The organism is Sphingorhabdus sp. M41, from assembly GCF_001586275.1.
In the GTDB taxonomy this organism is placed as follows: Bacteria; Pseudomonadota; Alphaproteobacteria; order Sphingomonadales; family Sphingomonadaceae; genus Parasphingorhabdus.
The window spans coordinates 2,646,926-2,671,323 of sequence record NZ_CP014545.1 but is presented as its reverse complement, the minus strand read 5'-3'; the positions used below and the strand labels follow the sequence as shown (position 1 = coordinate 2,671,323).

23 protein-coding genes are annotated in these 24,398 nt (G+C 55.1%); 9 read left to right on the top strand and 14 right to left on the bottom strand.

Annotation, left to right across the window (positions count from 1 at the left end):
* Window positions 1-22: 22 nt before the first annotated feature.
* Window positions 23-841: an alpha/beta fold hydrolase gene (locus tag AZE99_RS12600; protein ID WP_067201696.1), complete on the bottom strand. Its 819-nt coding sequence runs from the start codon at window positions 839-841 to the stop codon at window positions 23-25.
* A gap of 26 nt (window positions 842-867) precedes the next feature.
* A complete protein-coding gene (locus AZE99_RS12595; protein ID WP_067201695.1) occupies window positions 868-2,229 on the bottom strand; it encodes an MFS transporter in 1,362 nt (453 codons plus the stop codon).
* 164 nt (window positions 2,230-2,393) lie between these two features.
* Between AZE99_RS12595 and AZE99_RS12590 the strand changes: the two genes are divergently transcribed.
* The gene (locus tag AZE99_RS12590; protein WP_443027766.1) at window positions 2,394-3,746 is read left to right on the top strand and encodes an LLM class flavin-dependent oxidoreductase; all 1,353 of its coding nucleotides are present in this window, start codon (window positions 2,394-2,396) and stop codon (window positions 3,744-3,746) included.
* 114 nt (window positions 3,747-3,860) lie between these two features.
* Here AZE99_RS12590 and AZE99_RS12585 read toward each other — a convergent pair whose 3' ends face one another.
* The 7 genes from AZE99_RS12585 to AZE99_RS12555 form a co-directional block, all read right to left on the bottom strand.
* Window positions 3,861-4,700 carry an alpha/beta fold hydrolase gene (locus AZE99_RS12585; protein WP_197460191.1) on the bottom strand — a complete coding sequence of 280 codons (840 nt, stop codon included), beginning with the start codon at window positions 4,698-4,700 and terminating at the stop codon, window positions 3,861-3,863.
* A 171-nt stretch (window positions 4,701-4,871) separates the two neighbouring features.
* A complete protein-coding gene (locus AZE99_RS12580) occupies window positions 4,872-6,041 on the bottom strand; it encodes a class I SAM-dependent methyltransferase (protein ID WP_067201689.1) in 1,170 nt (389 codons plus the stop codon).
* A complete protein-coding gene (locus tag AZE99_RS12575; protein ID WP_067201687.1) occupies window positions 6,038-6,358 on the bottom strand; it encodes a hypothetical protein in 321 nt (106 codons plus the stop codon). Before AZE99_RS12575 ends, AZE99_RS12580 begins: the two co-directional genes overlap by 4 nt.
* A gap of 16 nt (window positions 6,359-6,374) precedes the next feature.
* Entirely contained in the window at window positions 6,375-7,304 is a 930-nt protein-coding gene (locus AZE99_RS12570) for a polysaccharide deacetylase family protein (RefSeq protein WP_067201684.1), read from the bottom strand.
* The gene (locus AZE99_RS12565) at window positions 7,301-8,212 is read right to left on the bottom strand and encodes a polysaccharide deacetylase family protein (protein ID WP_067201681.1); all 912 of its coding nucleotides are present in this window, start codon (window positions 8,210-8,212) and stop codon (window positions 7,301-7,303) included. Before AZE99_RS12565 ends, AZE99_RS12570 begins: the two co-directional genes overlap by 4 nt.
* Window positions 8,212-8,889 (bottom strand): isochorismatase family protein, encoded by a 678-nt coding sequence (locus AZE99_RS12560; protein ID WP_156472250.1) that lies wholly within the window; start codon window positions 8,887-8,889, stop codon window positions 8,212-8,214. Before AZE99_RS12560 ends, AZE99_RS12565 begins: the two co-directional genes overlap by 1 nt.
* Window positions 8,886-9,830: a hydroxymethylglutaryl-CoA lyase gene (locus tag AZE99_RS12555; RefSeq protein WP_067201678.1), complete on the bottom strand. Its 945-nt coding sequence runs from the start codon at window positions 9,828-9,830 to the stop codon at window positions 8,886-8,888. The genes AZE99_RS12560 and AZE99_RS12555 overlap by 4 nt, the downstream gene beginning before the upstream one ends.
* 77 nt (window positions 9,831-9,907) lie before the next feature.
* Here AZE99_RS12555 and AZE99_RS12550 point away from each other — a divergent pair, with 77 nt between their 5' ends.
* From AZE99_RS12550 to AZE99_RS12535, 4 genes are all read left to right on the top strand, one after another.
* Window positions 9,908-11,008 carry a CaiB/BaiF CoA transferase family protein gene (locus AZE99_RS12550; RefSeq protein ID WP_067201676.1) on the top strand — a complete coding sequence of 367 codons (1,101 nt, stop codon included), beginning with the start codon at window positions 9,908-9,910 and terminating at the stop codon, window positions 11,006-11,008.
* Between the two features lie 186 nt (window positions 11,009-11,194).
* On the top strand, window positions 11,195-12,637 hold the full coding sequence (locus AZE99_RS12545; protein ID WP_335339209.1) for a 3-isopropylmalate dehydratase large subunit: 1,443 nt from the start codon (window positions 11,195-11,197) through the stop codon (window positions 12,635-12,637).
* The gene (gene leuD / locus AZE99_RS12540) at window positions 12,634-13,221 is read left to right on the top strand and encodes a 3-isopropylmalate dehydratase small subunit (protein ID WP_067201673.1); all 588 of its coding nucleotides are present in this window, start codon (window positions 12,634-12,636) and stop codon (window positions 13,219-13,221) included. The genes AZE99_RS12545 and leuD overlap by 4 nt, the downstream gene beginning before the upstream one ends.
* Window positions 13,222-13,470: 249 nt before the next feature.
* Window positions 13,471-14,235 carry a GntR family transcriptional regulator gene (locus AZE99_RS12535; protein WP_067201670.1) on the top strand — a complete coding sequence of 255 codons (765 nt, stop codon included), beginning with the start codon at window positions 13,471-13,473 and terminating at the stop codon, window positions 14,233-14,235.
* 62 nt (window positions 14,236-14,297) lie between these two features.
* On the opposite strand, the gene AZE99_RS12530 is transcribed toward AZE99_RS12535, so the two are convergent.
* Both AZE99_RS12530 and AZE99_RS16170 read right to left on the bottom strand, forming a co-directional pair.
* Entirely contained in the window at window positions 14,298-15,122 is an 825-nt protein-coding gene (locus AZE99_RS12530; RefSeq protein ID WP_067201667.1) for an alpha/beta fold hydrolase, read from the bottom strand.
* The gene (locus AZE99_RS16170; RefSeq protein WP_156472248.1) at window positions 15,109-15,264 is read right to left on the bottom strand and encodes a hypothetical protein; all 156 of its coding nucleotides are present in this window, start codon (window positions 15,262-15,264) and stop codon (window positions 15,109-15,111) included. The genes AZE99_RS12530 and AZE99_RS16170 overlap by 14 nt, the downstream gene beginning before the upstream one ends.
* 331 nt (window positions 15,265-15,595) lie before the next feature.
* Here AZE99_RS16170 and AZE99_RS12525 point away from each other — a divergent pair, with 331 nt between their 5' ends.
* The 3 genes from AZE99_RS12525 to AZE99_RS12515 are packed head-to-tail and all read left to right on the top strand — an operon-like array spanning window position 15,596 to window position 20,158.
* Window positions 15,596-17,644, top strand: coding sequence for a hydantoinase/oxoprolinase family protein (locus tag AZE99_RS12525; protein ID WP_067201664.1), 2,049 nt, complete (start codon window positions 15,596-15,598; stop codon window positions 17,642-17,644).
* A 16-nt stretch (window positions 17,645-17,660) separates the two neighbouring features.
* Complete coding sequence (locus tag AZE99_RS12520; protein WP_067201662.1) at window positions 17,661-19,529, top strand: hydantoinase B/oxoprolinase family protein; 1,869 nt, start codon at window positions 17,661-17,663, stop codon at window positions 19,527-19,529.
* 5 nt (window positions 19,530-19,534) lie between these two features.
* Complete coding sequence (locus AZE99_RS12515) at window positions 19,535-20,158, top strand: isochorismatase family protein (protein WP_067201659.1); 624 nt, start codon at window positions 19,535-19,537, stop codon at window positions 20,156-20,158.
* A gap of 251 nt (window positions 20,159-20,409) precedes the next feature.
* Here AZE99_RS12515 and AZE99_RS12510 read toward each other — a convergent pair whose 3' ends face one another.
* From AZE99_RS12510 to leuC, 3 genes are read right to left on the bottom strand one after another with little or no spacing between them, the layout of a single operon-like run.
* Entirely contained in the window at window positions 20,410-21,264 is an 855-nt protein-coding gene (locus AZE99_RS12510; RefSeq protein ID WP_067201656.1) for an isocitrate lyase/PEP mutase family protein, read from the bottom strand.
* Window positions 21,257-21,871, bottom strand: coding sequence for a 3-isopropylmalate dehydratase small subunit (locus AZE99_RS12505; RefSeq protein WP_067201654.1), 615 nt, complete (start codon window positions 21,869-21,871; stop codon window positions 21,257-21,259). Before AZE99_RS12505 ends, AZE99_RS12510 begins: the two co-directional genes overlap by 8 nt.
* On the bottom strand, window positions 21,868-23,277 hold the full coding sequence (gene leuC / locus AZE99_RS12500; protein WP_067201650.1) for a 3-isopropylmalate dehydratase large subunit: 1,410 nt from the start codon (window positions 23,275-23,277) through the stop codon (window positions 21,868-21,870). The genes AZE99_RS12505 and leuC overlap by 4 nt, the downstream gene beginning before the upstream one ends.
* A gap of 280 nt (window positions 23,278-23,557) precedes the next feature.
* On the opposite strand from leuC, the gene AZE99_RS12495 reads away from it, so the two are divergent.
* Entirely contained in the window at window positions 23,558-24,364 is an 807-nt protein-coding gene (locus tag AZE99_RS12495; protein ID WP_067201648.1) for an IclR family transcriptional regulator domain-containing protein, read from the top strand.
* The last annotated feature ends 34 nt before the right edge of the window (window positions 24,365-24,398 follow it).

The window sequence follows — 24,398 nt, the reverse complement described above, 5'->3', positions numbered from 1 at the left end:
ATATCATAATTTAAACAGGTTGTCAGGAGCGGAGGAATTTTTCAATTTCATCGACGACACGGTCGTGTTCTATCTGAAGAACGCCGTGCGAGACCCCGTGCATGTCATAGCGCTGACCATTGCGAAAGAGGTGGGCAGTTTCGTTTGTAACGTCCCACAGGTCATCTTCGGGATTCATCACTAGAATCGGCTGCGCCACATCTGCCATCGCGCCGAGAAAGTCATATCGATAGACGGAAATATAGCCCCACGGGAGTCGCGAGCCCAGTCGCAAGCTTTCGCCCATCGCAACATGCATATGCTCAGCAGACATCCGTTCATCACCCAATTGGCAGATGATGGACCACAGTTGCTCGACATGATGTAAAGTGCGGTCAGGTTCGGGAAATTTTTCGCGCAATGTGGCGAGCTTCTCTTGGCGAGCTTCCGCGGGATAGGCGGCAAGCCCGAATAACACGCCGCGGCGCACTCTATTGGGCTGACTCCGTGCAAGCTCGGTCGCAGTGATCGAACCTGTGTGGTAGCCCATGACGTCGAAGGCCCCCGAAGCAATCGTACCAGTATCAGCAAGGTAATCCATCAGGCTGAGCATGATCTCCGCATAATCGCCAATTTCTAGAGGCTCTTGTGGGGGGTCGCTCATGCCATAGCCGGGTGTATCTGCTGCAATAACTACCCTGTCTTTAGCAAGGGATGCCTGGATTGGCTCCCATTCGCGGCTGCTGCTGGGGGTCTGGTGGAGGCAGAGCAGGGGAGGTTGCCTGGCTTCTTGGTCGGGCAGTACAATCCGGTAATGCAATTGACCAAATGGGCTTGGTGCATAGGCTTTTATGGGCAGCATGTGGTTTTCCATCCAGTCTTGTCAGTTTAAGTAGCAGCGGGGCGCGTAGCATGTATCCGGACGGAATCAGCCGTTATTGCAACCAATTTGGATCCGCTTACGAAGGCGAGCAAGGCGGCTCCTCCAAATGCGACGCTACCAACGATCGCAATGGATAGGCCGACGGCTTGTTCCGAAGCGAACAAATATTCCGTAATGAAGGCGACGAGCAATGGTCCCGTGGACGCGCCTATCAATGTCATGGAGAAGGCATAGAAGGCAACGGACAAGCCCCTGGTTCGTTTCGGCGATATCTCGGCAATTGCGGAGAGCATAGCCGAGCCAAATAGCGCAGAAGCAAAGGTTACTTCTGACAGAAGAATGATCGCGAAAAGCCCATTGTTGGTAAAAATGGCAAGTGTAGACGGAATTGCGAGGAGCGAGACCATGCTGGCCAAATATATCAGACCGGCGGACCCCCAACGCTTAACCGCACGGTCGACGACGAAACCGGCGGTCAACGCACCGATCGCGGCCCAGATTATGTGAGCCATACCGAGCATTTTGCTCACATCTTCAATCTTATATTCGAAGACACGGGTTAACAGCATCGGGCTCCAGTTAATGACGACCGAAATCCCCATTCCGAAGAAGGCAAGGGTAGCATAGACTGGCAAATATAATTTCCAGTTGGCAAGCATCGCTTGGAGACTGTCTCGCAAGTCGTTGGTTTGCCGAACGATGACCTTGGAATCGTTGCGCTTCGGTTCATCGATCATGGTGAATACGGCGGCCAATATGATACCGGCGATTCCTGCAAGAATGAAAGCAATGCGCCACGGCGCCTTGTTCTCCAAAAATCCGATCCAGTCAAAAGCGCCTTGTGGGGCGGCGGCCAAAATATATCCGGTGACCAGTGAACCCACGCCGAAGGCGATCATGGAACCAAAAACATACAGCGCCATAGGCTTGCCCCGCCGACTGACCGGAAACAGATCGGCAATGATGGTGACGGCACAAGGGGCGAGTACGGCCTCACCGATACCGATGAAGAGACGGGCGGCGAACATCTGGCCAAAGGTTTCGGCAACGCCGCTGGCAACGGTAGCCGCACTCCAAACGACAATGCCAGCGATCAGCAGTCGTTTGCGATTCACCACATCGGCAACCAAGCCCAGGGCGATGCCGGCGATAACATAGAAAATTGAGAACGCCAGCCCCTGAAGCAGGGCTATCTGGACATCACTAATGCCAAGTTCCGCGCGGATCGGATCAACAACCAGGGCAAGCATACCGCGATCTATCGTTGAGATGATTTGCGCCAGGCACAAAAGGATGACAGCAAACCAGGCTTTAGCCAAATTGGGCTGAAAGCGGACGTCATCTTGTTCGGTCGGGGATAAGTTCATCGAAGCTCCTTCTATTCCAGAATGCCAGCGACGACTTGTTCTCGTGCATGACATTCATAAAGTAACCGCTGTGTGGCTAAATGACGGGACCAGTCGTTGTAAGGAGCATTCAGCATGCCATTATTCGATGATTGGATTGTTGAATTGACAAAGGGGACCATGTTTTGAAACTGCTGGCTTTCATTATGCAAACGGGCGGCCATATCGCCGGTTGGCGTCACCCCCTCGCGTCGGAGCGGGCACTTTGTGACGTGGATTATTTCATCTCAGCGGCAAAAATTGCTGAACGAGGCAAGTTCGATGCCGTCTTTTTTGCTGATTCTCTGGGATATCCCGGATCGCGCTCTGCTGAGGCTTTTGAAGGGCAGGAGGGGCCGAAGCTTGACCCCCTGTTGTTGCTTTCTGCGGTGGCAGCGAAGACCGAGCAAATCGGTCTCGTCGGTACTGCATCGACAACCTATAACGAACCCTATCCGACCGCTCGCCGTTTTGCGACGCTGGATCACATCAGCCACGGACGGGCCGGGTGGAATATCGTCACTTCGACGATGGAACATGAAGCCCACAACCATGGCTGTGAAGCCCATATGGGGCATGCCGAACGCTATGAGCGGGCAGCCGAATTTGTCGATGTCTCTTGCAAGCTCTGGGACAGTTGGCAGGATGATGCCATGCTGGCCGACAAGACAAGTGGCCGATATGTCGATTCCAACGGCCTCACAGCGGTTGACCATGTCGGTGAACATTTTCAGGTTGCCGGCCCGCTGAATGTTCCCAGATCACCCCAGGGCTATCCTGTTCTGGTGCAGGCCGGAGCATCTGCTGACGGGAAAGCTTTCGCAGCGAGCCGGGCGGAAGTCATCTTCACTTCCCACCCGTCGATCGAAACCGCAATCGCATTTCGGGAAGACATGCACAAGTTGCTCCGGGAGTTCGGGCGGACGCCGGAATCGCTGAAAGTGATGCCGGCGATCACACCGATCATCGGAGAAACACGCGAGGAGGCGCAAGCCCTGAAGGCTGAACTTGACGCGCTGATTCCGTTGCCGATCGCACTGGACAAGCTTGAACGCCTGATTGGCGGGTTCGACTTGTCGGGCTTTGACCCGGATGGGCCGCTCCCGGCGCTGCCAGCAGCGTATACGGATGGCCAGAACTCGACCCGGGACAGAGTGCTCGAAGTAGCTGAACGCGATGGACCTTCAATCCGTCAACTGGCCAATCAGGTTGCTGGCGGACGGACGAGCAGCGCCGCCGTAGGTACGGCAGAGGATGTCGCTGATTTATTGGCGAACTGGTATGAACAAGGGGCAGCTGACGGCTTTGTCATTTCGCCCCCTGTCCTCACCAAAGGTCTGGAGACCTTTGTCGACAAGGTGGTGCCGATCCTTCAGGATCGGGGCCTGTTCCGGAAGGAATATGAAGGAGAAACGCTGCGGGATCGGCTCGATCTCTCTTATCCGGAAAACATCTACGAGAAAGACCCTGCGCTACGCAGCAAACCCGAAATCTGGTAAATATATCAGCCAGAGCATGATAAAAAAGAGCCTGCACCGAAATTTCGGTGCAGGCTCTTTTTGATTGGGTAGCAACGGGATTACATCGCCAATATTACTGATTGTCTGTTTTCTTCAGCCGATGAAGTCGCGCAGCATGCTTGCGGTTGTCGCCGGTTGTTCCTGGATCGCGAAGGCGCCGGTATCTGGAATATCATCGAATATTGCCGATGGAAGCGCTGCCTGCGCGTTTTTCCGATATTTGCCATAGGCCTTATCTTTTGACCCATAAAGGATAAGCGTGGGGACGGTGATGCGCCCCAATGTACCGACAACGTCTGTGACGCCAACACCGCGCTCGGATGGCTGGATCCACAAGCCGGCGGCTTTGCGACTGGCGAGGCTCTCAACATAAATGGCATGGGTGTCGATAATGCCGAACGTCTCGGTCAGCAGACTTTCCGGATAGGAAAGTGGCAGGCCATTGGCATCAAACCGGTCAACCTGTCCCTCATCAACTGCGCTGCGCACGGCTTCGAGAGATCGCTTGGGCGACAGAGCGGACGAAACGATCGAGAAGCTGTTGACCCGTTCTGGCCATAAAGCGGCGAGGGGGACACCGACGCAGCCGCCCAGTGACGTTCCAATCAGATCGACCTTTTCGATGCCCATTTCGTCAAATGCGCCAACCAGAAGCGCCGCCGTTTCGCCAAGCGTCTGGATGTACGGGGGCGAACCTTCCCAGCGAGAGCCGCCGTGCCCCGGCAGATCGAAAGCGATTACCTTTCTGCCCTCGGCGAGAAGAGCTGCAACATGACGCCAGTCTGAAAGCCAGCCGCCTAGCCGATGGAGAAGCACAACCGGTGGCTTGCCGCTATCATCCGGTCCCATCGCAGCATAATGTAGAATACCTCCAGCACGGGAGATGTCGCCTTTGGACTGCCATTGACCGACAGGGGGCGTAACATCTGGCACTGGATGGGCTGCGATCGAGGATGAAAATGAAATCGCAGATGTCGCTGCGATTAAACCAGCGCTTGATACTAGCTGCCGTCTGTTGATCATTTTATATTTTCCCTTTTAATTGATTAATTATAGGAGTCGTCAATCTTCTTTTCTTGAATTTAACGTAGCAAAATGACCCGTTCAGGCTATCCCGGACGCTACGAACCAGGATCTGAAGACACCTTCGCTCTTTGGCTCGAACCGGAAAGGTCCCTCGCGGGCGTTCAAGCTTGTTGGCTGATAGCCGGTCTGGATGTCGGTCAAGCCCGCCGCTCCGAGCAGGGACGCATAATCTGCAGTCAGTGCACCACGCCAATTTGGTTCGTTGTTATACTGGGCTTCCAGTTCGCCGCTCAATTCCGTCCAGAGGTCGGTATTGTCGTGAAGGAGCGGAACTTCAAGGTGGATGGCTAGACCGCCAGGGCGCAGCAACCTCTTTGATTCAGCGAGAATGTTCAACGTCGCATCCTGGGATGTTTCGTGGAACAATATGCAACTGAACACCAGATCGAAGCTACCATCTTCGAAATCCGTTTTTTCCGCGCTCTGTTGAGAAAAATGTATTGTTGCACCCAGATGTTCCGCGCGGGCATGGCCATAGCGCAGCATGGAAGCGCCCACATCAACGGCGTGCACCTCCGCATCCGGGAAGCAGTTGAATGCCGGCACGCTGCTCGTACCAATCCCGCACCCCATGTCCAGAATGCGCGCTGGCGCAAAATCGGGATATCGGGTCAGAGCATGAGCCATGGCTGTCTGGCCGCGCAGATCGTTGAGCATCCCCCCGTTCCGACCCAGCATATATACGGCACCGCCGCGATCCATGACGGCACCCTGCAATATAGAATTGTCATCATGTGCATTGCCACCGGGCATCAGGTGGATATCACCATCCAGAATATAATCTGGCGCGGCAAAGCCGGGATCGGTTCGAACGGATCCCTTTGGCTCCTTTATCGCGGCAAGCGCTTCCAGTTCTTCAGCCTGTCTTGCGACGCTCTCCGAAATTGTTTCCCAGAGCTGGCGCTGGCTTTCACGCTTCAAAGCCAGCCAGGAGCGGAAGGATTCGTGTCCGCTCATGCTATCGCGCAACTGTGATGCGCGGTTGTTGCTTGCGGAATCTGGCAAGGCGGCTTCTTCTGCCTTGGCAATTTTGGCCTGCACCGGTTCAAGCTCGGACATTACAAAGAGTTTGAGGTCGCGCACGAAGAGTTGTTCGATCAATTCGTCATGACTGGGTATGGCAATCAACGGGTGGTCGAGCTTTGCGCGGCCTTCGTCGATGTTCGGCAAGCTGGTGGTAGCGTTCATCGTGCACGCCTTTCGGTTTCTTCCAGATCTTTTTGCGCGGCCTCTTGCAGCGGTCGGAATATTTTTTGCATGGTGCGTCGGCGCAACGCGTCGCGTTCGATTTGCGCTTCGCTGTCCGGGTCAAATGAGTCCACTTCCCCCTTGTTCAGCGAACCACGTTTGACCAGCAGCCGCTCTGCAGCATCGAGCCGGGCGCGCAACACTGTTACTTCGGATGTCAGGCTTACGATCATGGCCAGAAACTGCTCGTCCAGATCGCGCGCTCCCTCGATTGCATCGAGCCGGTTGGGCTTGCGTGGTAAAGGAGTTCGGGTCATTATTTTCAGCGTTCCTTCAATTTATGAGTTGTGATCTGGCCGAAGCAACCACCTGGTCCGCCGTTGCAAACCAGGTGGTTTCGCGCGCCGAGAGTCGAGCAAACATCGCTTCGAGCGCTTCGATACGATAGGGAAGACCCGTGATATAGGGCGTGAGGTGTAGCGGTAACATGCGCCCGCCATGGCCTGCGGACTCTTTCTCTAGCCAGTCGCAAGCATCCTCGATCTGCAGAGCGTAAGAATCGATGGACTGCTGTTGGACGTTGATGATCTGCCGGTCCGAAATCTCGTGATTGAGCGGCAAGTTGATGATTGGGCCAGACGTTGTGGCAAAGCTATAGGGCAATTCATCATTAACCCAGTCGAGCATATATTCGACACCGGCCGCGGCGAGCAGATCGGGCGTGTCAAAAGCCTGTGAGCGCGCAATCGACAGCCATCCCGTGGGCCGCTTTCCGGCTATACGCTCCAATGTGTCCAGGCTTTCGCCAATGATCGAAGCGTGGCGATCCGGTGCAATGCCACTGGCGATTGTGCCGTTCATATCGCTCGCATGCGCAACAATCTCGTGACCTTCTGTCAGAACGTCTTCTACTATCTTCGGATAGCGTTCGGCTATTGCCGCGTTCATAGCCACTGTCGCGGGTATGGCATAGCGCTTGCACATGTCCAGCAGCCGATAGAAGCCGACCCGCGTGCCATATTCGCGCGATGTATAGTGGCGATAATCCGGATAGGGGGTGACCATGTGGCCGGGTGCTCGGAAGGGTTCGTCTTCGGGAATGATTGGGAACCATTCAAGGCTGATTACCACCGGAACTGCGACTGATTTATTGTCCGGCCAGACGACAGGGGGACGCTGGAACAGGTTGCTCCAACCATAGCGATCATGGTCCATGCCCCGGCGACGCATCGGATATTCAAGATAGGCGGGATCGAGGCTCATATCGCTCTCCTCTCGGCATGGCTCGAGCGTTCGTTTTCTTTCGTCAAAAGATCCGCAATATCTCCCGATCGAGTGATCCAGGCGCGCCCGTCAGCAGCGATATGGCGAAGTACCTCTTCAAAGGCACCGATTCTGTGTGGCTGACCGATCAAGTAACTGTGCAAAGGTATGCACATGACCGTCCCGCCTTTCTCGCCCTCTGCGGCCAGGCGCTCGAACTGGCGGATCAGCGCATCGGCATAATCGCGCGGGCTCATATTATAGACAAAAAATCCGTAATGGTCGTTGACCTCGAGGCTGTAGGGCATGGAAATCAGCTGTCCCGATTTCACATTCACCGCGCCCGGCTGGTCATCGTGGTAGAGATCACAAGTGTATGACAGCCCATATTCAGCAATCAGGTCCAGAGTGCGCGTGGTGTGCGTCAGGGCAGGGGCTAGCCAGCCCTTGATTGTCTGGCCAGTCGCCTCACGCACGGTGCGGATAGAATCCTCAATGATGGCCCGCTCCTGCGTCTCGTCCATTCCGTAAGAATAGCGGGTATTGTAGATGCCGTGGCTGAAAAATTCCCAGCCACGCGCATTTGCGTCCTCAACGACTTCGGGAATATGTTGGCAGAGAGCGACCGAAAGGCTTACGGATCCCGGAAAGTCATATTTGCTCATCACGTCGGCCATGCGCCAGTGACCGACCCTATTGGCAAAGTCGCGATGGCTATATGGCACGACGTCGGGGTGAGGCTTGGTCCAACTCTTGCGATGCGGGTTGGCTGGCGGGTCTATTTCGTAGAATTCAAGGTTGGGCGATACCCATACAGCCACTTTTTTGTCGTCTGGCCAGCGTATCTGCTCACGGTCACGCCAACGTCGAAAATCATAAAGATCCGGATCTTTTTGACCTTCCTGCATTAACGCGCCTCCAGCCAGTCAATTACCGTCTGAACCGGTTCTACATCGGCATATTTAAGCTGCAGATCGGTCAGGTTCGCAAAGTGATAGCTCTCGTGTTTGTCAGCGCAGGTTTCGATGGGCACGATCGTGCGATAGCCCCGCGAAAGACTGTCGATTGCGGTCGCGCGAATGCAACCGGACGTGGAGCCACCGGTGATAACCAGCGTGTCGATTTTGTGCCAAACCAGAAGGCTTTGCAGCGGTGTCTCGAAAAAGGCTGATGGCATGCGTTTGGTATAGATCATATCCTGTGGATCTATTTCACATCGCTCATCAAACTCGTGTCGACGCGATTGATATTTGATATTCTGCAGGCTGTCCGGTGTGTCGGTACGGGTACCCCACACGCCGGCATCGCTGGCATCGCCGGCATAAGCGACATGCGTCCAGATGACCGGCATATCGGCTTGTCTCGCCAATCGGGATATCATATTTGTATATTCGATCTGGCGCGGGTCGGTTTCATAGGCAGTTTTGAATTCGGCCATATTGGTATAGGCGTTCTGGAAATCGACATTAACAATAGCCAGCTTCTCACCGAACCCGAATTTGGCGCGGTTCGGCTTTGCCATTACATCTTCAAAGATCTCGCGAGCGGTGCGCCCTTCGCAGATCATTTTTGTGCCGAGGGTCATGCCGATAGCACCGCCTTTCCTGTGCGACTTTCAAAACCGAGTGGGATCCCGGCATCCGTAACGAACCCATATAGAGGCTCATTTGGAAGTGCATTCGCTATAATTGACCGAACTGCGAACAGTTTGTCCAAGTCCACACCCGTATCGAGGCCCATTGATTCCAGCATGAAAGCGAGGTCCTCGGTTACAATATTACCGCTCGCACCCGGAGCGAAGGGGCAGCCGCCTAGCCCCCCGAGCGAAGAATCGATCGTGTCGAGGCCTTCTTCAAGCGCGGCCAGAACGTTCGCAAGGCCGAGGCCTCGCGTGTTGTGCAGGTGAATTCCGGTCAGCGCGTTTTGGCCGACTGTACCTCTCACCAATTTGATGAGATGCCGTACCGACACAGGATTGGCATAACCGGTGGTGTCGGACAAGCCTACCTCGTCGCAGCCCGCATCCATCAATGCTGCTGCAAGGCTAGCGATCTGGCTGTCCGGAATAGACCCTTCCAGCGTGCAGCCAAAGGCTGTCGACAGGCTGCCTTCGAAATGGGGGCGATCGTCTTCAGGCAAGGCTGAAATCATTCCGGCAATAGTGCGCGCTTCTTCTATGACTTGCACATGGGTGCGGCGCAGGTTGCGTAAAGAATGGGTCTCGGACACGGAAAGGGGCAGAGTAATTTTGTGCGCGCCTGCCCGAATCGCATCCGCAGCTCCCCGCGCATTGGGAACCAATACGGCGACGACAAGATTGGGGATGGTGCGCGCAAAGGCGACAATCTCAGCACTATCCGCCAGTTGGGGAAGCAGTTTTGCCGGCACGAAGCTGCCGACCTCTATTTCGCGAATTCCTGCCGCTGCCTCGGCTTTGATCCAATCCTTCTTGGCTTCGGTAGGCATGATGGCGGATACATTTTGCAGGCCGTCACGCGGGCCGACTTCACTGATCAGGATAGACAAGGTTCAAATTCTCCTAGGACTAATTGGTATGTTAATATAACAAATGAATCAAGCTGTCGAGCCAACTGGAGATTTTAATGTCAGAACGTACGCTGCCTTTAGCCGGATTAGAGGTGATCGAATTCACGCATATGGTAATGGGCCCCACGGTCGGGTTGATACTCGGTGATTTGGGCGCGAATGTGACTCGGATAGAGCCACCGGGGGGTGATCGTACCCGCAAGCTCCTCGGTTCCGGTTCGGGATATTTCCCGATGTATAATCGCAACAAGGAAGCCGTTGTGCTCGACCTCAAGAGCAAAGACGGCGCTTCCCGAGCCCGGGAAATGTGCCTGAAGGCCGATGTGGTTATCGAGAATTTTCGACCGGGAACCATGCGCCGCCTGGGTCTCGACTATGATGATCTGAAATCCGAGAATGAAAGACTGATTTATTGTTCGGCCAAGGGCTTTTTAAAGGGTCCTTATGAAAAACGTGCTGCTCTTGACGAAGTGGCGCAGATGATGGGCGGTCTTGCCTATATGACGGGGCCACCCGGCAAGCCATTGCGTGCAGGGGCTTCGGTAATCGATGTCGCTGGCGGCATGTTTGGCGTAATCGGTATTCTTGCTGCCCTTGAGCGACGGCACCGAGATGGCGAGGGAGGGCACGTGCAATGCGCTCTGTTCGAGACCACAGCCTTTCTTGTCGGCCAGCATATGGCGCAGGGAGCTGTGACGGGCCAAGCTGCGAGGCCGATGCCGGTTCGGGTATCGGCTTGGGCGGTTTACGACGTATTCGCTACAGCGCGCGAGGACGAACAGGTGTTCGTCGGGGTTGTCAGTGACTCGCAGTGGAATGCCTTCTGCAAGGAATTTGCTCTGGATGATCTGCTCGCTGATCCGGCGCTCGAGACCAATAACCAGCGTGTCGAGGAGCGCGATGCATTCATGCCGGCATTGCGAGAATTAATCGGAAGGATGACCCGCGAGGACCTGCTGGCCCGCCTGGAGTCGATCGGCTTGCCTTTCGCACCGATCATGCGGCCGGAGGACATGTTTCACGACCCGCATCTCCAGGCCGGCGGGCTGTTGGACGTGACGCTATCCAACGGTGAAACGGTCAGCTTGCCCGGCCTCCCCCTGGAATTCGAAGGCAATCGCATGCCACTGCGTCACGATTTGCCTGACGCTGACTAGACTCGCATGCATTCGAAATAACCACTGAGCGATTAGTCTGAATTGCGGATTGTGCAGACCAATTGGCCCGAGGTTAGTTTATATAATAATATCAAGCGTTTATGATCATATCCGGCTTTGAAAGACACAGTTTATGAAGATCCAATTCTGTTTGGCCATTATGGTATAATAATATATCAAATGACTATGAAAAGTTCAGTTTCCGGTAAGGCGCAATCTATCTTCCAGAAGATATGGGAGCTTCACGAAGTTGAGGTCGGCGAGGGGTTTTCGCTGGTCGCGATCGATCGGGTATGGCTGCATGAGCGGACGGGCGGCGTTGCTCTGAAGAGTTTGGCAGAAGATGGCCGCAAGGTGGTCGCACCAGAAAATGTCTTTGTGACTATGGACCATGTCGTTGATACTTTTCCCGGTCGCGGGGATGAAACAACCATGCCCACGGGCGCAGAATTTATCCGTGTAACGCGAGAGGCCGCAAAGGCTGCTGGCTTGACCCTGTTCGATATTGGAGATGAGCGGCAGGGCATAGTCCATGTCATTTCGCCCGAACAGGGGGTTGTCCTGCCAGGGGTGACTCTCGTATGCCCCGATAGTCATACCTGCACGCAGGGAGCTTTTGGCGGGCTCGCCTGGGGTGTCGGGTCGACCGAAGCAGAGCATGCATTGGCGACAATGACGCTGCGTCTGGCAAAGCCGAAAACCATGCGGATCATGATTGACGGAGATAGCGCGCTTGATGTCACGGGCAAGGATATTGCCCTGCATATCATCTCGCACATCGGGTCTTCAGGGGCCAAAGGTCATATAGTCGAATTTGCAGGTACCACAGTGAGCGAAATGTCGATCGAAGGGCGAATGACATTGTGCAATATGGCCGCGGAAATGGGTGCCTTTTCCGCGATTATCGCTCCGGATGACAAGGTTTTCGATTATCTTCAAGGACGTCCCTACGCGCCGACTGGTGAGGCGTGGCTGGCTGCAATATCGGATTGGCGACAGCTTTTCAGCGACGAGGGTGCGCAATTCGATATCGAGCATAGATTTGATGCAAGCGAAATCATGCCAATGGTCAGTTGGGGCACCAATCCCGAGCAATCGGCGGCGATTGGCACCGCGCCAAATATCGCCGTTGACAATGTTACGGGTGCAGAGCGCTCGCTTGCCTATATGGCAGTGGATGCGACGCAGCCGGTTGCCGGCCTTTCGATTGACGGCGCTTTTATTGGTTCCTGCACAAATGCGCGTTTTGAAGATCTGAAAAGCGCCGCGGAGATATTGCAGGGGCGCAAAGTCGCGTCAGGGGTCCGGGCGATTTGTGTTCCCGGCTCCGGCAGTGTCAAGCGCCGCGCCGAAGAGGCAGGGCTCGACCGTATCTTTCTGGAAGCCGGGTTCGAATGGCGTGAGCCCGGATGCTCAATGTGCTTCTTTGTGGGCGGCGAGAGCTTTGGTCCACAGGATCGGGTCATGTCATCCACCAACCGCAATTTTGAGAATCGTCAGGGGCAGGGGACGCGCACGCATATCGCAGCGCCGGCCAATGTCGCGGCTTCGGCCATTCTCGGCCGGATCACCAGTGCCAGAGAGCTTGCTGTCATGGACGCCACTGCAAAGCAGGAGGACGAGGCATGAATGCTTTTACCTCAGTCGACAGCCTGGCCGTGCCACTATTGCAGGATAATATCGACACGGACATCATCATCCCTTCACGCGAAATCCGTTCGGTGACCAAGCGAGGGCTTGCAGGCGGTCTTTTTGCCGGATGGCGTTATCTCGAGGACCGGACACCGGATCCGGAATTCGTGCTCAATCGTCCAGAATTTGCCGAGGCAAGCATCCTTCTCGGGGGAGCCAATTTCGGATGCGGTTCTAGCCGGGAACAGGCGGTATGGGCTCTGGCAGAATATGGATTTCGGGTGATCGTCGCACCATCGTTCAACCCGATATTCAAGCGCAATTGCATTCGCAATTTCATCCTGCCGGCAACGGCTGATACAATGCCGATAGCGTCAAGGCAGATGAATTTGACGGTGAATCTCCCGGAACGGGCGATATGCGGAACCGATGGCTCTTGCTGGTCTTTCGATATCGACGAAGAATCCGCTGCGATCCTGATAAGCGGTCAGGACGAGATCGACCGGACATTGCTATCGCAACCGCTCATCACATCGTGGCGCAGCCAAGACCGGATCAAGCGGCCCTGGATCTATTTATAGGGAAAAGAGCATTGATGGTGACCTCACCGGTGCTGGTTGTTCAACATGCCTGGTTCAATATCAGAAAATGGCCCGACCAGCCGTTGCACTTGAATATGCTCTCGCTATTTCAAGATAGACTCATGGTGAGAGTAGGTGCTGCTGTCCAACAACCGTCGACCCAGATGGAAACTCTCATGTCCACGTGACTATTGACCGGGCCTTAGTGCTAAGGGATATGGGCGTATCGGGAGGTTGTTACGCAGAAAAATGGAATATGCAAAAGTTGGTCAACGAGCGGCAGCATTGCCTCTCTACTACCAGATCTATTCTTCGCTGCGTGACCGGATAAAGTCCGGAGAACTGTCATATGGCGCGTCGTTGCCGACCGAGCATGAACTTTCCGAGCAGTTTGGTGTATCCCGTATAACCGCCCGGCGTGCGATGAAAGAGCTGTCCGAAAACGGCTTGGTGGAACGCCGCCGACGGACGGGAACCAAGGTCATCTATCGTTCGCCGCTGCCAACGGATTCCGATGGTCGGACCACGATCGATTCGCTGATCGCCTTCGGTCGTGAAACGCTGGTAAAGATAATTTCCTATGAAGTGAGTGAGGCTACTCTTGAAGAGTCCGCTGCACTCGAAATCGAATGTCAGCAACGCATCTTGCGAGTGGAGAGGCTCCGTCTTGTAAAGAATTTGCCACTGGGAATAATCGAAAGCATCTTGCCGTTAGAAGCCACACAGTGGGTCAGCGAGGAGAAGCTAGCGAACAATCCCTTGCTAGAATTGCTCAGCCATAGCGGTCGGGAGATCCGGGCCGGCCAACAGGTCATTTCGGCTGTGGCGGCAGGGCCAGAGATTGCCTTGCGCCTGGAGCTGGAACCGCGTGCTCCGCTTCTCCGGATCGAGCGGTTGCTGCGCAGTGAGGACGGCAAACCGATGGCGCGTACGATCGCACAATATCGGGGTGATCGCTATCAGCTTGCTCTGGATCTTGACGCAGTCCCCCATCCGATGTTGCGGACAGAATAGGTGCAAAGATGGAACGTGAGTTAGTGTGGATCTGAGCCAGAATGGCGCAGGACCGTGTGATTTTAGCCTTTAGCCTTTGTCAGAAAGCTGGCGACGGCTTCGGCCCAGGCTTCGCTTTGCTGGTCAACGATATCGACACCTCCACCTTCCAGTTCGACGAAGGTAAAATCGGGCCGGATTTGATGTGCGGCGTGCGAATCAGCGTTGATCATGTCGCCGCTGTTGGTCAGCAGCATTGTCGGCTGGGTGATCAGCGGCAGGCGCGGCGCCTGATCATACATGTAGGCTGCGTGGTGCCCCCACCAGAAAGGCCCCCGTCCGACCATGGCCTGAACAATATAGTCGCTAATCCTTTCCAGAGGGACCGTATCCTTGGCAAATTTGTGACGAATATCGAATAGCTCGGCCAGATGTCCGGCGTGTTCGCGTGCTTTGAAATTCTTTTCCCATGGGTGCAAATTTGCCAGAAAGTCAGCGCGGTCTTCATCGCTGACCAACAGTGCACCATTGATGATCAGGCGATCGATCCGGTCCGGGAAAAGGATCGCTCCTTCGGTTGCGGCAAGCGCGCCGGTGTGATGGCCCAGCAAAGCCGCGCTTTCGATGCCAAGTGCATCCAGTACGGATGGGATGACATGCGCGTAATCGCCAACGGTCGGCGTATCTGGAGTGGGGTCTGACAGGCCAAACCCGGGCATGTCGATTCCGATCGCCTGAATGCCGCGCAGGGCCAGCGGTTCATATACCAGATCAAATTGTCCCGACGTCATCGGGGCCTGATGCAAGAGGAGAAGAGGGTCGCCTTCGCCGAGCGACTGGAAATGGACCTGACCAAATGGGCCGTCTGCATAGGCCCGCCGGGGAAATTTATTTTCAGATATGGTCATAGGCTAATGTCTCCGACACGTTATGTGCAACCGACGTACCGGCCTGAATGTCCAGCGTCAGAGGCGGCTGGTGGAAAACCGGGAATTCGCCGCGGTATAATGCCGCTGTTGTCGCCATGAGCCTTGTTGGCTGTTTGCCCATATCAGGCTGTCCTTCTTACGGGGTTCAGCAACGTCGGTGACCGGGTTGCGAGCGTAGATGCACTTCGAAAATCCTGAGCATATATGCTTATCGCGAGCTGGTTGTCTTGCACCAGAAAAGTATGGACGCGTCCGCCTGTTGGATAAAATAATGAATGCGGTACGTTTGTCGTGATCCTGAACCCGCTGCCCGCAAAGTCTGAACGGGTCGCTCGGTCAATCCCGGAGGGTCTATCCGCTTGGTAGATAGTTTCCAGCCGGGAACAGACAGGTCGCCGGTCCTGATGCTCTTAATTCGGTTCTTTAAATTCTAAGCAATTGGAAATGCGAACATGGCTTATCGGCTTGGTGTGGATGTCGGCGGTACTTTCACGGATCTTCTGTTGTTTGACCAAGAGAGTGGATCGTTCTGGCGCCATAAAACGCCCTCGACGCCTCATGACAGTTCAGAAGGCATATTGAACGGGCTAACCGCTATTTGCGAGAAGGCTGGCATTGTCCCCGCTGATATCGAATATTTTCTGCACGGTACAACGGTTGCAACCAATGCTGTGTTGGAAGGTAAGGGCAGCCGCGTAGGACTGATCGTTACCGAAGGATATCGCGACGTCATGCAAATAGCGCGCAGCTTTGTACCGGGCGGCCTGGCCGGATGGATCGTATGGCCAAAGCCCGAGCCACTTGCAGCGCTTGAAGACACAATCGAGATTGATGGACGCATGGATGCGCAAGGCAATGAGGTGCGCGCCATTGATGAGGCGCAGATACGCGCGGCTCTGGAAAAATTGCGTGATGCCGGGGTTGAGGCGCTGACGGTCAGTCTGATGAATGGCTATCTCAATAGCGCGCATGAAAAACGTGTGGGTGAACTGGCCGCCGAGATCATGCCGGACATATCAATTTCACTCAGCCACGAAGTTCTGCCGGAAATGCAGGAGTATGAGCGCACATTGACGACTGTAGCCAATGCTGCGGTGCGCCCGATTGTTGGCAATTATGTGCGCAACCTTCGTAGCCAACTGAGAGCTGGCGGCATGGCGGGTTCGCTGTCTTTGCTTCGTTCTGACGGTGGCCTGATGTCTTCCGAAAAATCGGAGATTCACCCGGTGTCCTTGCTGATGAGCGGTCCTGCCGGTGGCGTCACCGGCGCGCTGTGGGTGGCAAAGAACGCGGGTCTGAAAAATATATTGACGCTGGACGTCGGTGGAACATCCACGGATGTTGCCCTGATCGAGAATCTTACAGCGCGGCGCGTGCGCACCACCGAAGTCGGCCACTTGTCGGTTCGCGCTTCGGCATTGGATGTCAAAACCGTGGGGGCTGGCGGCGGCTCCATTGCGTATGTTCCGGAGCTTACCGGCGCCTTGCGGGTTGGCCCGCAATCAGCAGGAGCGGTGCCAGGGCCGGTTGCCTATGGCAAGGGTGGTGTTGAAGCGACGGTGACGGACGCAAATGTTGTGCTTGGTTATCTGCCGGAGAGCTTGCTCGGCGGTGCATTTAAACTGGACCGTGACGGCGCAAAGCAGGCGGTTCAGGAAATTGCGGACAAGCTTGGCATTGGGTTGATGGAGGCCGCGCGCGGTATCATCGACATTGTGAACGAGAATATGTTCGGGGCTCTGCGCATGATCTCGGTTCAGCAGGGTTACGATCCCCGCGATTTTGCCCTGATGGGATTTGGCGGAGCCGGACCGCTACACGTAAACGCGGTTGCGCGATTGATGGGAAGCTGGCCAGCTGTATCGCCAGTATCCCCCGGAGTGCTCTGCGCTCTGGGCGATGCGACAACCCAAATGAGAACGGAAACGGCCCGCAGTTTCTCCAAGCCGTTCAGTGAAACGGACGAGACCATCGTTATCGCTGCGCTTGAAGAGATGGCCGTTGAGACGAGCGCGGAACTCGAGGCTGAAGGACTTGCACCGGGTGACATCACGATCTCGTTCGAAATCGACGTGCGCTACGAAGGGCAGGCTTTTGAAGTGCCGCTCTCCATCGATCCGGATACGCTGCGCAAGGATGGGCTTGCTGCTGTGCAGGCTCGATTCGACGAGGAACACGAAAGGCTGTTCACCTTCAACATGGCCAGTCCGCACGAACTGGTGAATTTGCGAGCCGTGGCATTGGGCAAAGCCCTCGATCTCGGCCGGTTCAACCTGCCTCAGGGTAACGGCGACCCGTCGGAAGCGAAGATTCGCGACCATGAACTATGGGACAACGGGCAGATGCACCCTGCCGTTATCTACGACCGCGAGAAGCTTCGTGCCGGAGATATTATCCCCGGTCCCGCCATTGTCGTCGAAATGGACTCCACCACTTTGATTGAGGCCGATTGTACCGGCACCGTCGACGCGGTGGGCAACATCCTCATCAATCTCGCCTGAGCGAAGGAATAGCATAATGCCCGCACAAATCATCCAGGTTAACGATAAGCCGTTTAACAAGGTCGACATCGATCCGGTCACGCTTGAGGTTATTGAAAATGCGCTACGCAATGCCCGCGTGGAGATGGACGCAACCCTCGTACGGACTGCCATGTCACCTGGCATCCGCGAACAGGGAGATGCCTTCCCATTGATTGCAGACAGCAAGGGACGCATGATCGTTGGCCAGTTTGGAAGCTACATCGGCCCTTTTCTGGACGGTTTTGAAGGCACGGTCGAAGACGGCGATCTGATTTTCCTGTCTGACCCCTATTCGGTGAACGGCGCGATCAGTCACAGCAACGACTGGCTGGTGCTGATGCCGGTGTTCAAGGACGGACGGCTTGTCGCCTTTACCTCGATGTTCGGTCATATGTCCGATATCGGAGGCAAGGTTCCAGGATCGATGCCGATCGACGCGACCAGCATTTTTCAGGAAGGGGTCCGGATACCGCCGGTCAAGCTTTGGAAACAAGGTCAATTCAACGAAGATCTATACAAGCTGGTCATGCATCAGGTCCGCACGCCCGAATGGTGTTCCGCCGATTTGAACGCGCTCATCGCCGCCTGCAGAGTATCCTCGCGCCGGGTCATCGAAATGTGCGAACGCTTTGGTGACGATGTCTATGCTTCTGCGACGGACATGTTGCTTGAGCGCAATCGCCGCGCCATGCAGACGCTGATTTCGACATCGGTTTCTGAAGAAAAAGTCAGCTTTGAAGATTATATCTGCGATGATGGGCTAGGCTACGGTCCCTATAAGATCCGTTGCACGATGTGGCGCGAGAATGACCGTGTCATTCTCGATTTTGAAGGGACTGATCCGCAGAGCCAGGCATCCATCAATTTCTTGCTGAACGAGAATATGATGAAAATGTTCTTTGGCATCTACATGATCATGGTCTTTGATCCGCAAATTCTGTTTAACGACGGATTTTACGACCTGATCGAGGTGAGAATTCCGGAAGGCTCTCTACTCAAACCGAAATTCCCTGCAGCCCTCTCGGGTCGGACACATGCGCTTGGCCGCTTGTTCGACATTCTTGGCGGCCTGCTCGGCCAGAAGACACCGGAATTCCTCAACGGTGCAGGTTTTTCGTCCAGCCCACATTTGTTCTATGCAGGCACGGACAGCAAGGGAAAGTGGTTTCAGCTGTTCCAGATTGGATTTGGTGGTATCCCGGGGCGTCCGTTGGGTGACGGGCCCGACGGGCATTCGCTTTGGCCTGGCTTTACCAACGTACCGAACGAATTTCTCGAACGTTACTTCCCTCTGCGCATCGAACGCTATGAAACCGTGGCGGACAGTGGTGGCGCCGGTCTTCACCGTGGTGGCAATGGCATCAACATGGTCTACCGTTTCCTGGAGCCGGGCGTGATCGCGATCCATGATGACCGCTGGTTTGTTCCGCCCTGGGGCGTGAACGGCGGCCTTCCGGGGACGCGTGCTCGCAAGGTTCTGGTAAAGGCTGACGGAACAGAGATCGTGCTGGGCAACAAGGTTGAGGATTACCCGGTTGAGGCCGATGATCAGTTGCACTTCATAACCTGGGGTGGGGGAGGGTGGGGCGACCCGCTTGAACGTGACCCGGCGCTGATTGTAAAAGAGATAGCGCAAGGATTGGTCACCGCGGATGGAGCGTTGAACTATGGCGTTGTTGTCGCGGTCGATGGTACAGTTGATGCGGCCGAAACCGATGCGCTGCGCAGCAAGATGCGTTCTGAGCGCGAGGAGACTGGCAGTCCCTTCAACTTCGGTCCCGATATAGAAACGCTGCGGGCAAATTGCTTGGCAGAAACTGGCTTGCCAGCTCCCAAGCAGCCCAAATGGGCCAATGTAGAATAAGCGGCATGAGTGAACTTCTAAACGACTATAAGTCAGGTGGCTTTGGAGGGTCGATCGCATTGGGCAAACGTCCAGCTTTGCTGCTGGTTGATGTTGTTATGGCTTATCTCGACCCGGACTGCCCGCTATATTCGCCCCGTTTCGAAGAGGCTGCGGCTAGCTGTGACCGGTTAGCCAGTGCGGCGCGGGCGAACGGCATCCCTGTAATCTTCACCAATGTTGTCTATCGCGCAGGCGGGTTGGACGGCGGATTATTCTATCGCAAGGTTCCGGCGTTGCAATCTTTTCTCGAAGGGTCGCCGCTCGGTGCATTCCCTCCATATCTGCAGCCGCTAGCCGATGAGGTCATTGTGACAAAACAATATGCCTCCGCATTTTTTGGCACGTCGCTGGCAGCCACGCTGACCGCGATGGGTGTCGATTCCTTGTTCATTACCGGATTTTCAACATCAGGTTGCGTCCGCGCTTCGGCGCTTGATGCCATGCAACACGGCTTTGTGCCGATGGTCGTTGCTGATGCCTGCGGGGATCGTGATGAACGCCCGCATGAATCAAACCTGTTTGACCTGTCGCAGAAATATGCCGAGGTCGTTAGCGAGGCTGAAGCCCTTGCCCATATGGCAGATTGAAAAGACTTGCCGATCGTTAGTTTGAAGTTGCCGTTCAGCGAGTTAGTCGAATAGAGTTGACTTCCTCGTTCAGCAACACAGCCTCGACGGTGAATTCATTGTTTGATGGAGGGGCGGGCCGGCTCCACGCGGCCACCCCCGACCCATCAGATCGGGGGCGAGAGCGGTTATCCGCATACCACCGGTTTTCTCAAAGGATCATGCATTGCCGACTGGCAGGGCGAAGGCGGCAATCATTACGGTGCGGGACGTCAACGGGCCCATTTCTTGTCAAAGTCCCATACTTCCTGAAAACCGATCAGGGTGCAGAACTCCTTGAAATTAAAGATCGGAACATCCGCTGGCTCGCCATCGAGATTGTCGCGCAGGCGGATCAGGGCTTGCTCCATCGCATGGGCAGCGGCAAGGCTGGTCAGCGAGGGGTAAATTGCAAAGGCGAAACCGATGTCGGCCAGGACATCCCCCTTGATCATCGGTGTGGCTCCGCCATTGGACATGTTCACGACGATGGGAAGGTCGAAACTTTCGCAAACCTTTCGCATTTCCTCTTCACTTTCCAGCGCTTCGGGAAACAGAACATCAGCGCCTGCCTTTGCATAGGCCTCGAGCCGGCGCAATGTCCCGTCCATACCCTCACCCTGCCTTGCATCGGTGCGAGCGATAATCAGCATCTCGTCGCGTGCGTCGATCGCGACTCGTATCTTTTCTGCCATATCTTCAACCGCGACCACGCGCTTGCCGGGCGTATGGCCACATTTTTTTGGAAATTCCTGATCTTCAATCTGTATCGCGGCAATTCCTGCGCGTTCATATCCACGCACAGTGTGATCGACATTGAGCAAACCGCCAAAGCCAGTGTCGGCATCCGCGATTAGGGTCGCGCCGGTTGTCCGCTTGACCGTATCCATCCGGTCGAGCATCTGATTATATGAGACCAATCCTGTATCGGGTAGCCCGTAAGCCGATGCAGTCAGCCAATAGCCAGTTCCATACAAGATATCGAAACCGGTCTTTTTGGCGACGACCGCAGCTATCATATCCTGAACGCCGGGCACGACGAAAAATTCTCGAGAAGCAAGCTTTTCGCGCAAAGGGAAATCAGTCATTCTGGGGTAACTCCTGTTGATATTCGTGCGTCCACAGCCAAGGTGCAGAAATTCGCTGTTGCTGTTCGAAAGTTGATATGTCCTGTTTGTGCAGGGCCAGGATGCGCGTCGTCTCGTTCCATCCGTTGAGCAGCGTCTCGCGATCAGCATCAGGGATGCAAAAATCGATTGAGCCGAAAGGTCCGGAGATAGTGCAGTGAATCAGATCAATGCGCAGCATTGCTCCACTTTTCGCGCCTGCATGTAGATTGGGCATGTCAGCCGGTGTCACTTGGCCTGCAAGGATGCCGTTGTTCACGCAGTTTCCCCGGAAGATTTCGCCATATGATGGAGCGAAAATTGCCTGGACGCCAATATCTGCCAGCGCCCAAACCGCATGTTCGCGGCTAGACCCGCAGCCGAAATTTTGTCCTGTGCACAGGATGGGAGAGACCCGGCCTTCGCCGATACGGTCATCGCCAGCGGCAATCCGGTCGGTAAAGGCATGGCTGCCCAGACCCTTTTTCGAAGTTATCAGTAGGAAGCGTGCTGGATAGATGATGTCGGTGTCGATATTATCGTCGGGCAGGGAGGTTGCTTGAGCGATCAATTTGTCGAAATTCTTCATGCCTGCTTCCTTGCATCGGCAATGTATCCGGCAATGGCGGAAGCAACGACCGTCACGGGGCTCGCCAAATGCGTGCGTACATTTGGCCCTTGTCGTCCCTCGAAATTGCGGTTGCTGGAAGAGATTGAACGGCGGCCTGGCGGAACGACATCACCATTCATTGCGACGCATAGTGAACAGCCGGCATCGTGCCATTGAAAACCGGCCGCGAGAAAGATGCGATCCAGGCCCTCAGCTTCGGCTTGCGTTTTTACACTGCTAGAGCCTGGAACGACTATCGCCGTAACATTGTCAGCTACACGCTGGCCACGTATCGCCCCAGAAGCCGCGCGAAGATCCTCTATTCTTCCGTTGGTACAGCTGCCGATAAAGGCAAAATCAATTGGAATGCCTTTGATCGGCTGGCCAGCCTCGAGACCCATATAGGCCAATGACTTCGCGGCTCGCGGATCATTGGTATCCGCGGGGATCCGTCCATCAATGCCGATGACCTGATCGGGTGAGGTGCCCCAACTGATCTGCGGAGCAATCGCCGAGACATCCAAGGTGGTTTCGTAATCAAATATCGCTTCATCGTCGCTTGCAAGCTTGCGCCAGTTGCCAATCGCAGCATCCCACATTTTTCCAGTAGGTGCGCGAGGTCGGCTCTTCAGATAGGAAAATGTCGTGTCGTCGGGAGCGACCAGTCCGGTACGTGAACCTGCCTCGGTAGCCATGTTGCACAAACTCATGCGCGCTTCCATCGACGCGTTGCGAACGGCATCGCCGACGAATTCTATGGCGTGCCCCGTTGCACCGGACGCGCCGATTTGAGCGATCAACGCCAGAATCAGGTCTTTGGTCCCGACATTTGTCTGCGTTGCGCCATCAAACCGGACGCGCATGGTTTTGGCGCGGGTTTGCCAAAGGCATTGCGTTGCCATGACTGTACCGCATTCGCTAGCTCCGATCCCGAATGCCAGTGCACCGAAAGCCCCATGGGTTGCTGTGTGACTGTCGCCGCAAACAAGCGTTATACCGGGTAGCGTGAAGCCCTGCTCAGGAGATATGACGTGAACGATGCCTTGCCGGGAGTCATTCAGGGGCAGATATTCTATCCCGAACTGCGCGCAATTGGCTTCAAGCAGATTGACCTGATCGCGGGCGAGGCCTGGAGGCAACAGGGAAGTGCGGTTGCGTGTGGGGACAGAGTGGTCAGGCACAGCAAGTTGTGTAGAAGGGCGATGAACTGCAAGGTTGTTGTCGCGCAGTAATTCGAAGCTTTCTGGAGTGCTGACTTCGTGCAACAGATGACGATCAATATAGAGCAAGGCGCGGCCATTTGGATCGCCCGCTACAACATGGGCATTCCAAAGGCGTTGATACAAGGTTTTTGGGCTCGAGTCGGAAACTGATTTTGTAAGCATCCTGCTCCATTGGCGGATCGAATTGCGAAGAGCCAATTTGGAATGCTGTTTCACCGTATCGTGGATATTCGCTTGTTTGTTTTAATCAGGGGTGAGTGTAACGCTCTGACAAGTAGTGATAATTTGCTATCTTGGAATCGAATGCTTTCTCCATTGGAGTTGACTCGGTCCGTGCCGAGACTTGCAGTTTATCCGCACCGTGGATAATGGCGCGCACGGGCGAATGATCGCACAGCGAATAAGGCATGTTCGCACACTGTAGTAAAACGGAGTTGGTTACATGGAAAGAGGCGTTCCCATCCGATCGGTCAGCAGGGCGATCAGCACGATTCAGGCGATTAACCAGATGGGGTCTTTATCGATGATGCAGATATCGAAACTCGTTGGGGTGCCTTATCCTACCGCCTGCCGCATCGTCCAGACTCTGATACATGAGGGTTTGATCGAGCAGGAACCAGCCCGCAAATATTACCGGGCGACGGCACTTGTCGAATCGTTGTCCCAGGGTTTTCAGGGCGATAGCATGGTCGTCGAATATGCCCGCAGTCATATTCGTACGCTGACGGAGAAGAATGGCTGGCCGGTTTCGGTCGCAGTCCGGGTGGGCACGCAGATGGTTGTGCGCGATTCAACCCATGCCGAAACTTCGCTAACCTTCGAGAGATATTATCCGGGCTTTCGGTTGCCGTTGATGGATTGCGCTTCGGGTCGAGTCTGTCTTGCTCACATGTCACAGCATGAGCTGGACGAGTTAATGCGCTGGGTTGGTCTTGTCGGCATGCCCGAGGACAGGGAATTGACCGCTTATGTATCGGTCAACTCGTTGAAAAAAATTCGTGAAGAAGGCTATGCCGCGATCGGTTGGGGGCAGCATAATCTCAATCCGGGCAAAACTTCGACGATATCGGTACCGATCATCCAGCATGGACGTTTCGAGGCGGCTGTGACCCTGATCTATTTTGCTACGGCTATGAAACAGGACGAAGCGATTGAACGCTACCTCTCTGACCTCAAGAAAACGGCCGGGCAAATCACTGCTGACTTGCTTGCCGAAAAGGAAAGCCAGATTCTGGAGCAGGTAAACTAGCGACACGGCATGCATCTTCGGCCGATCGTCGAAG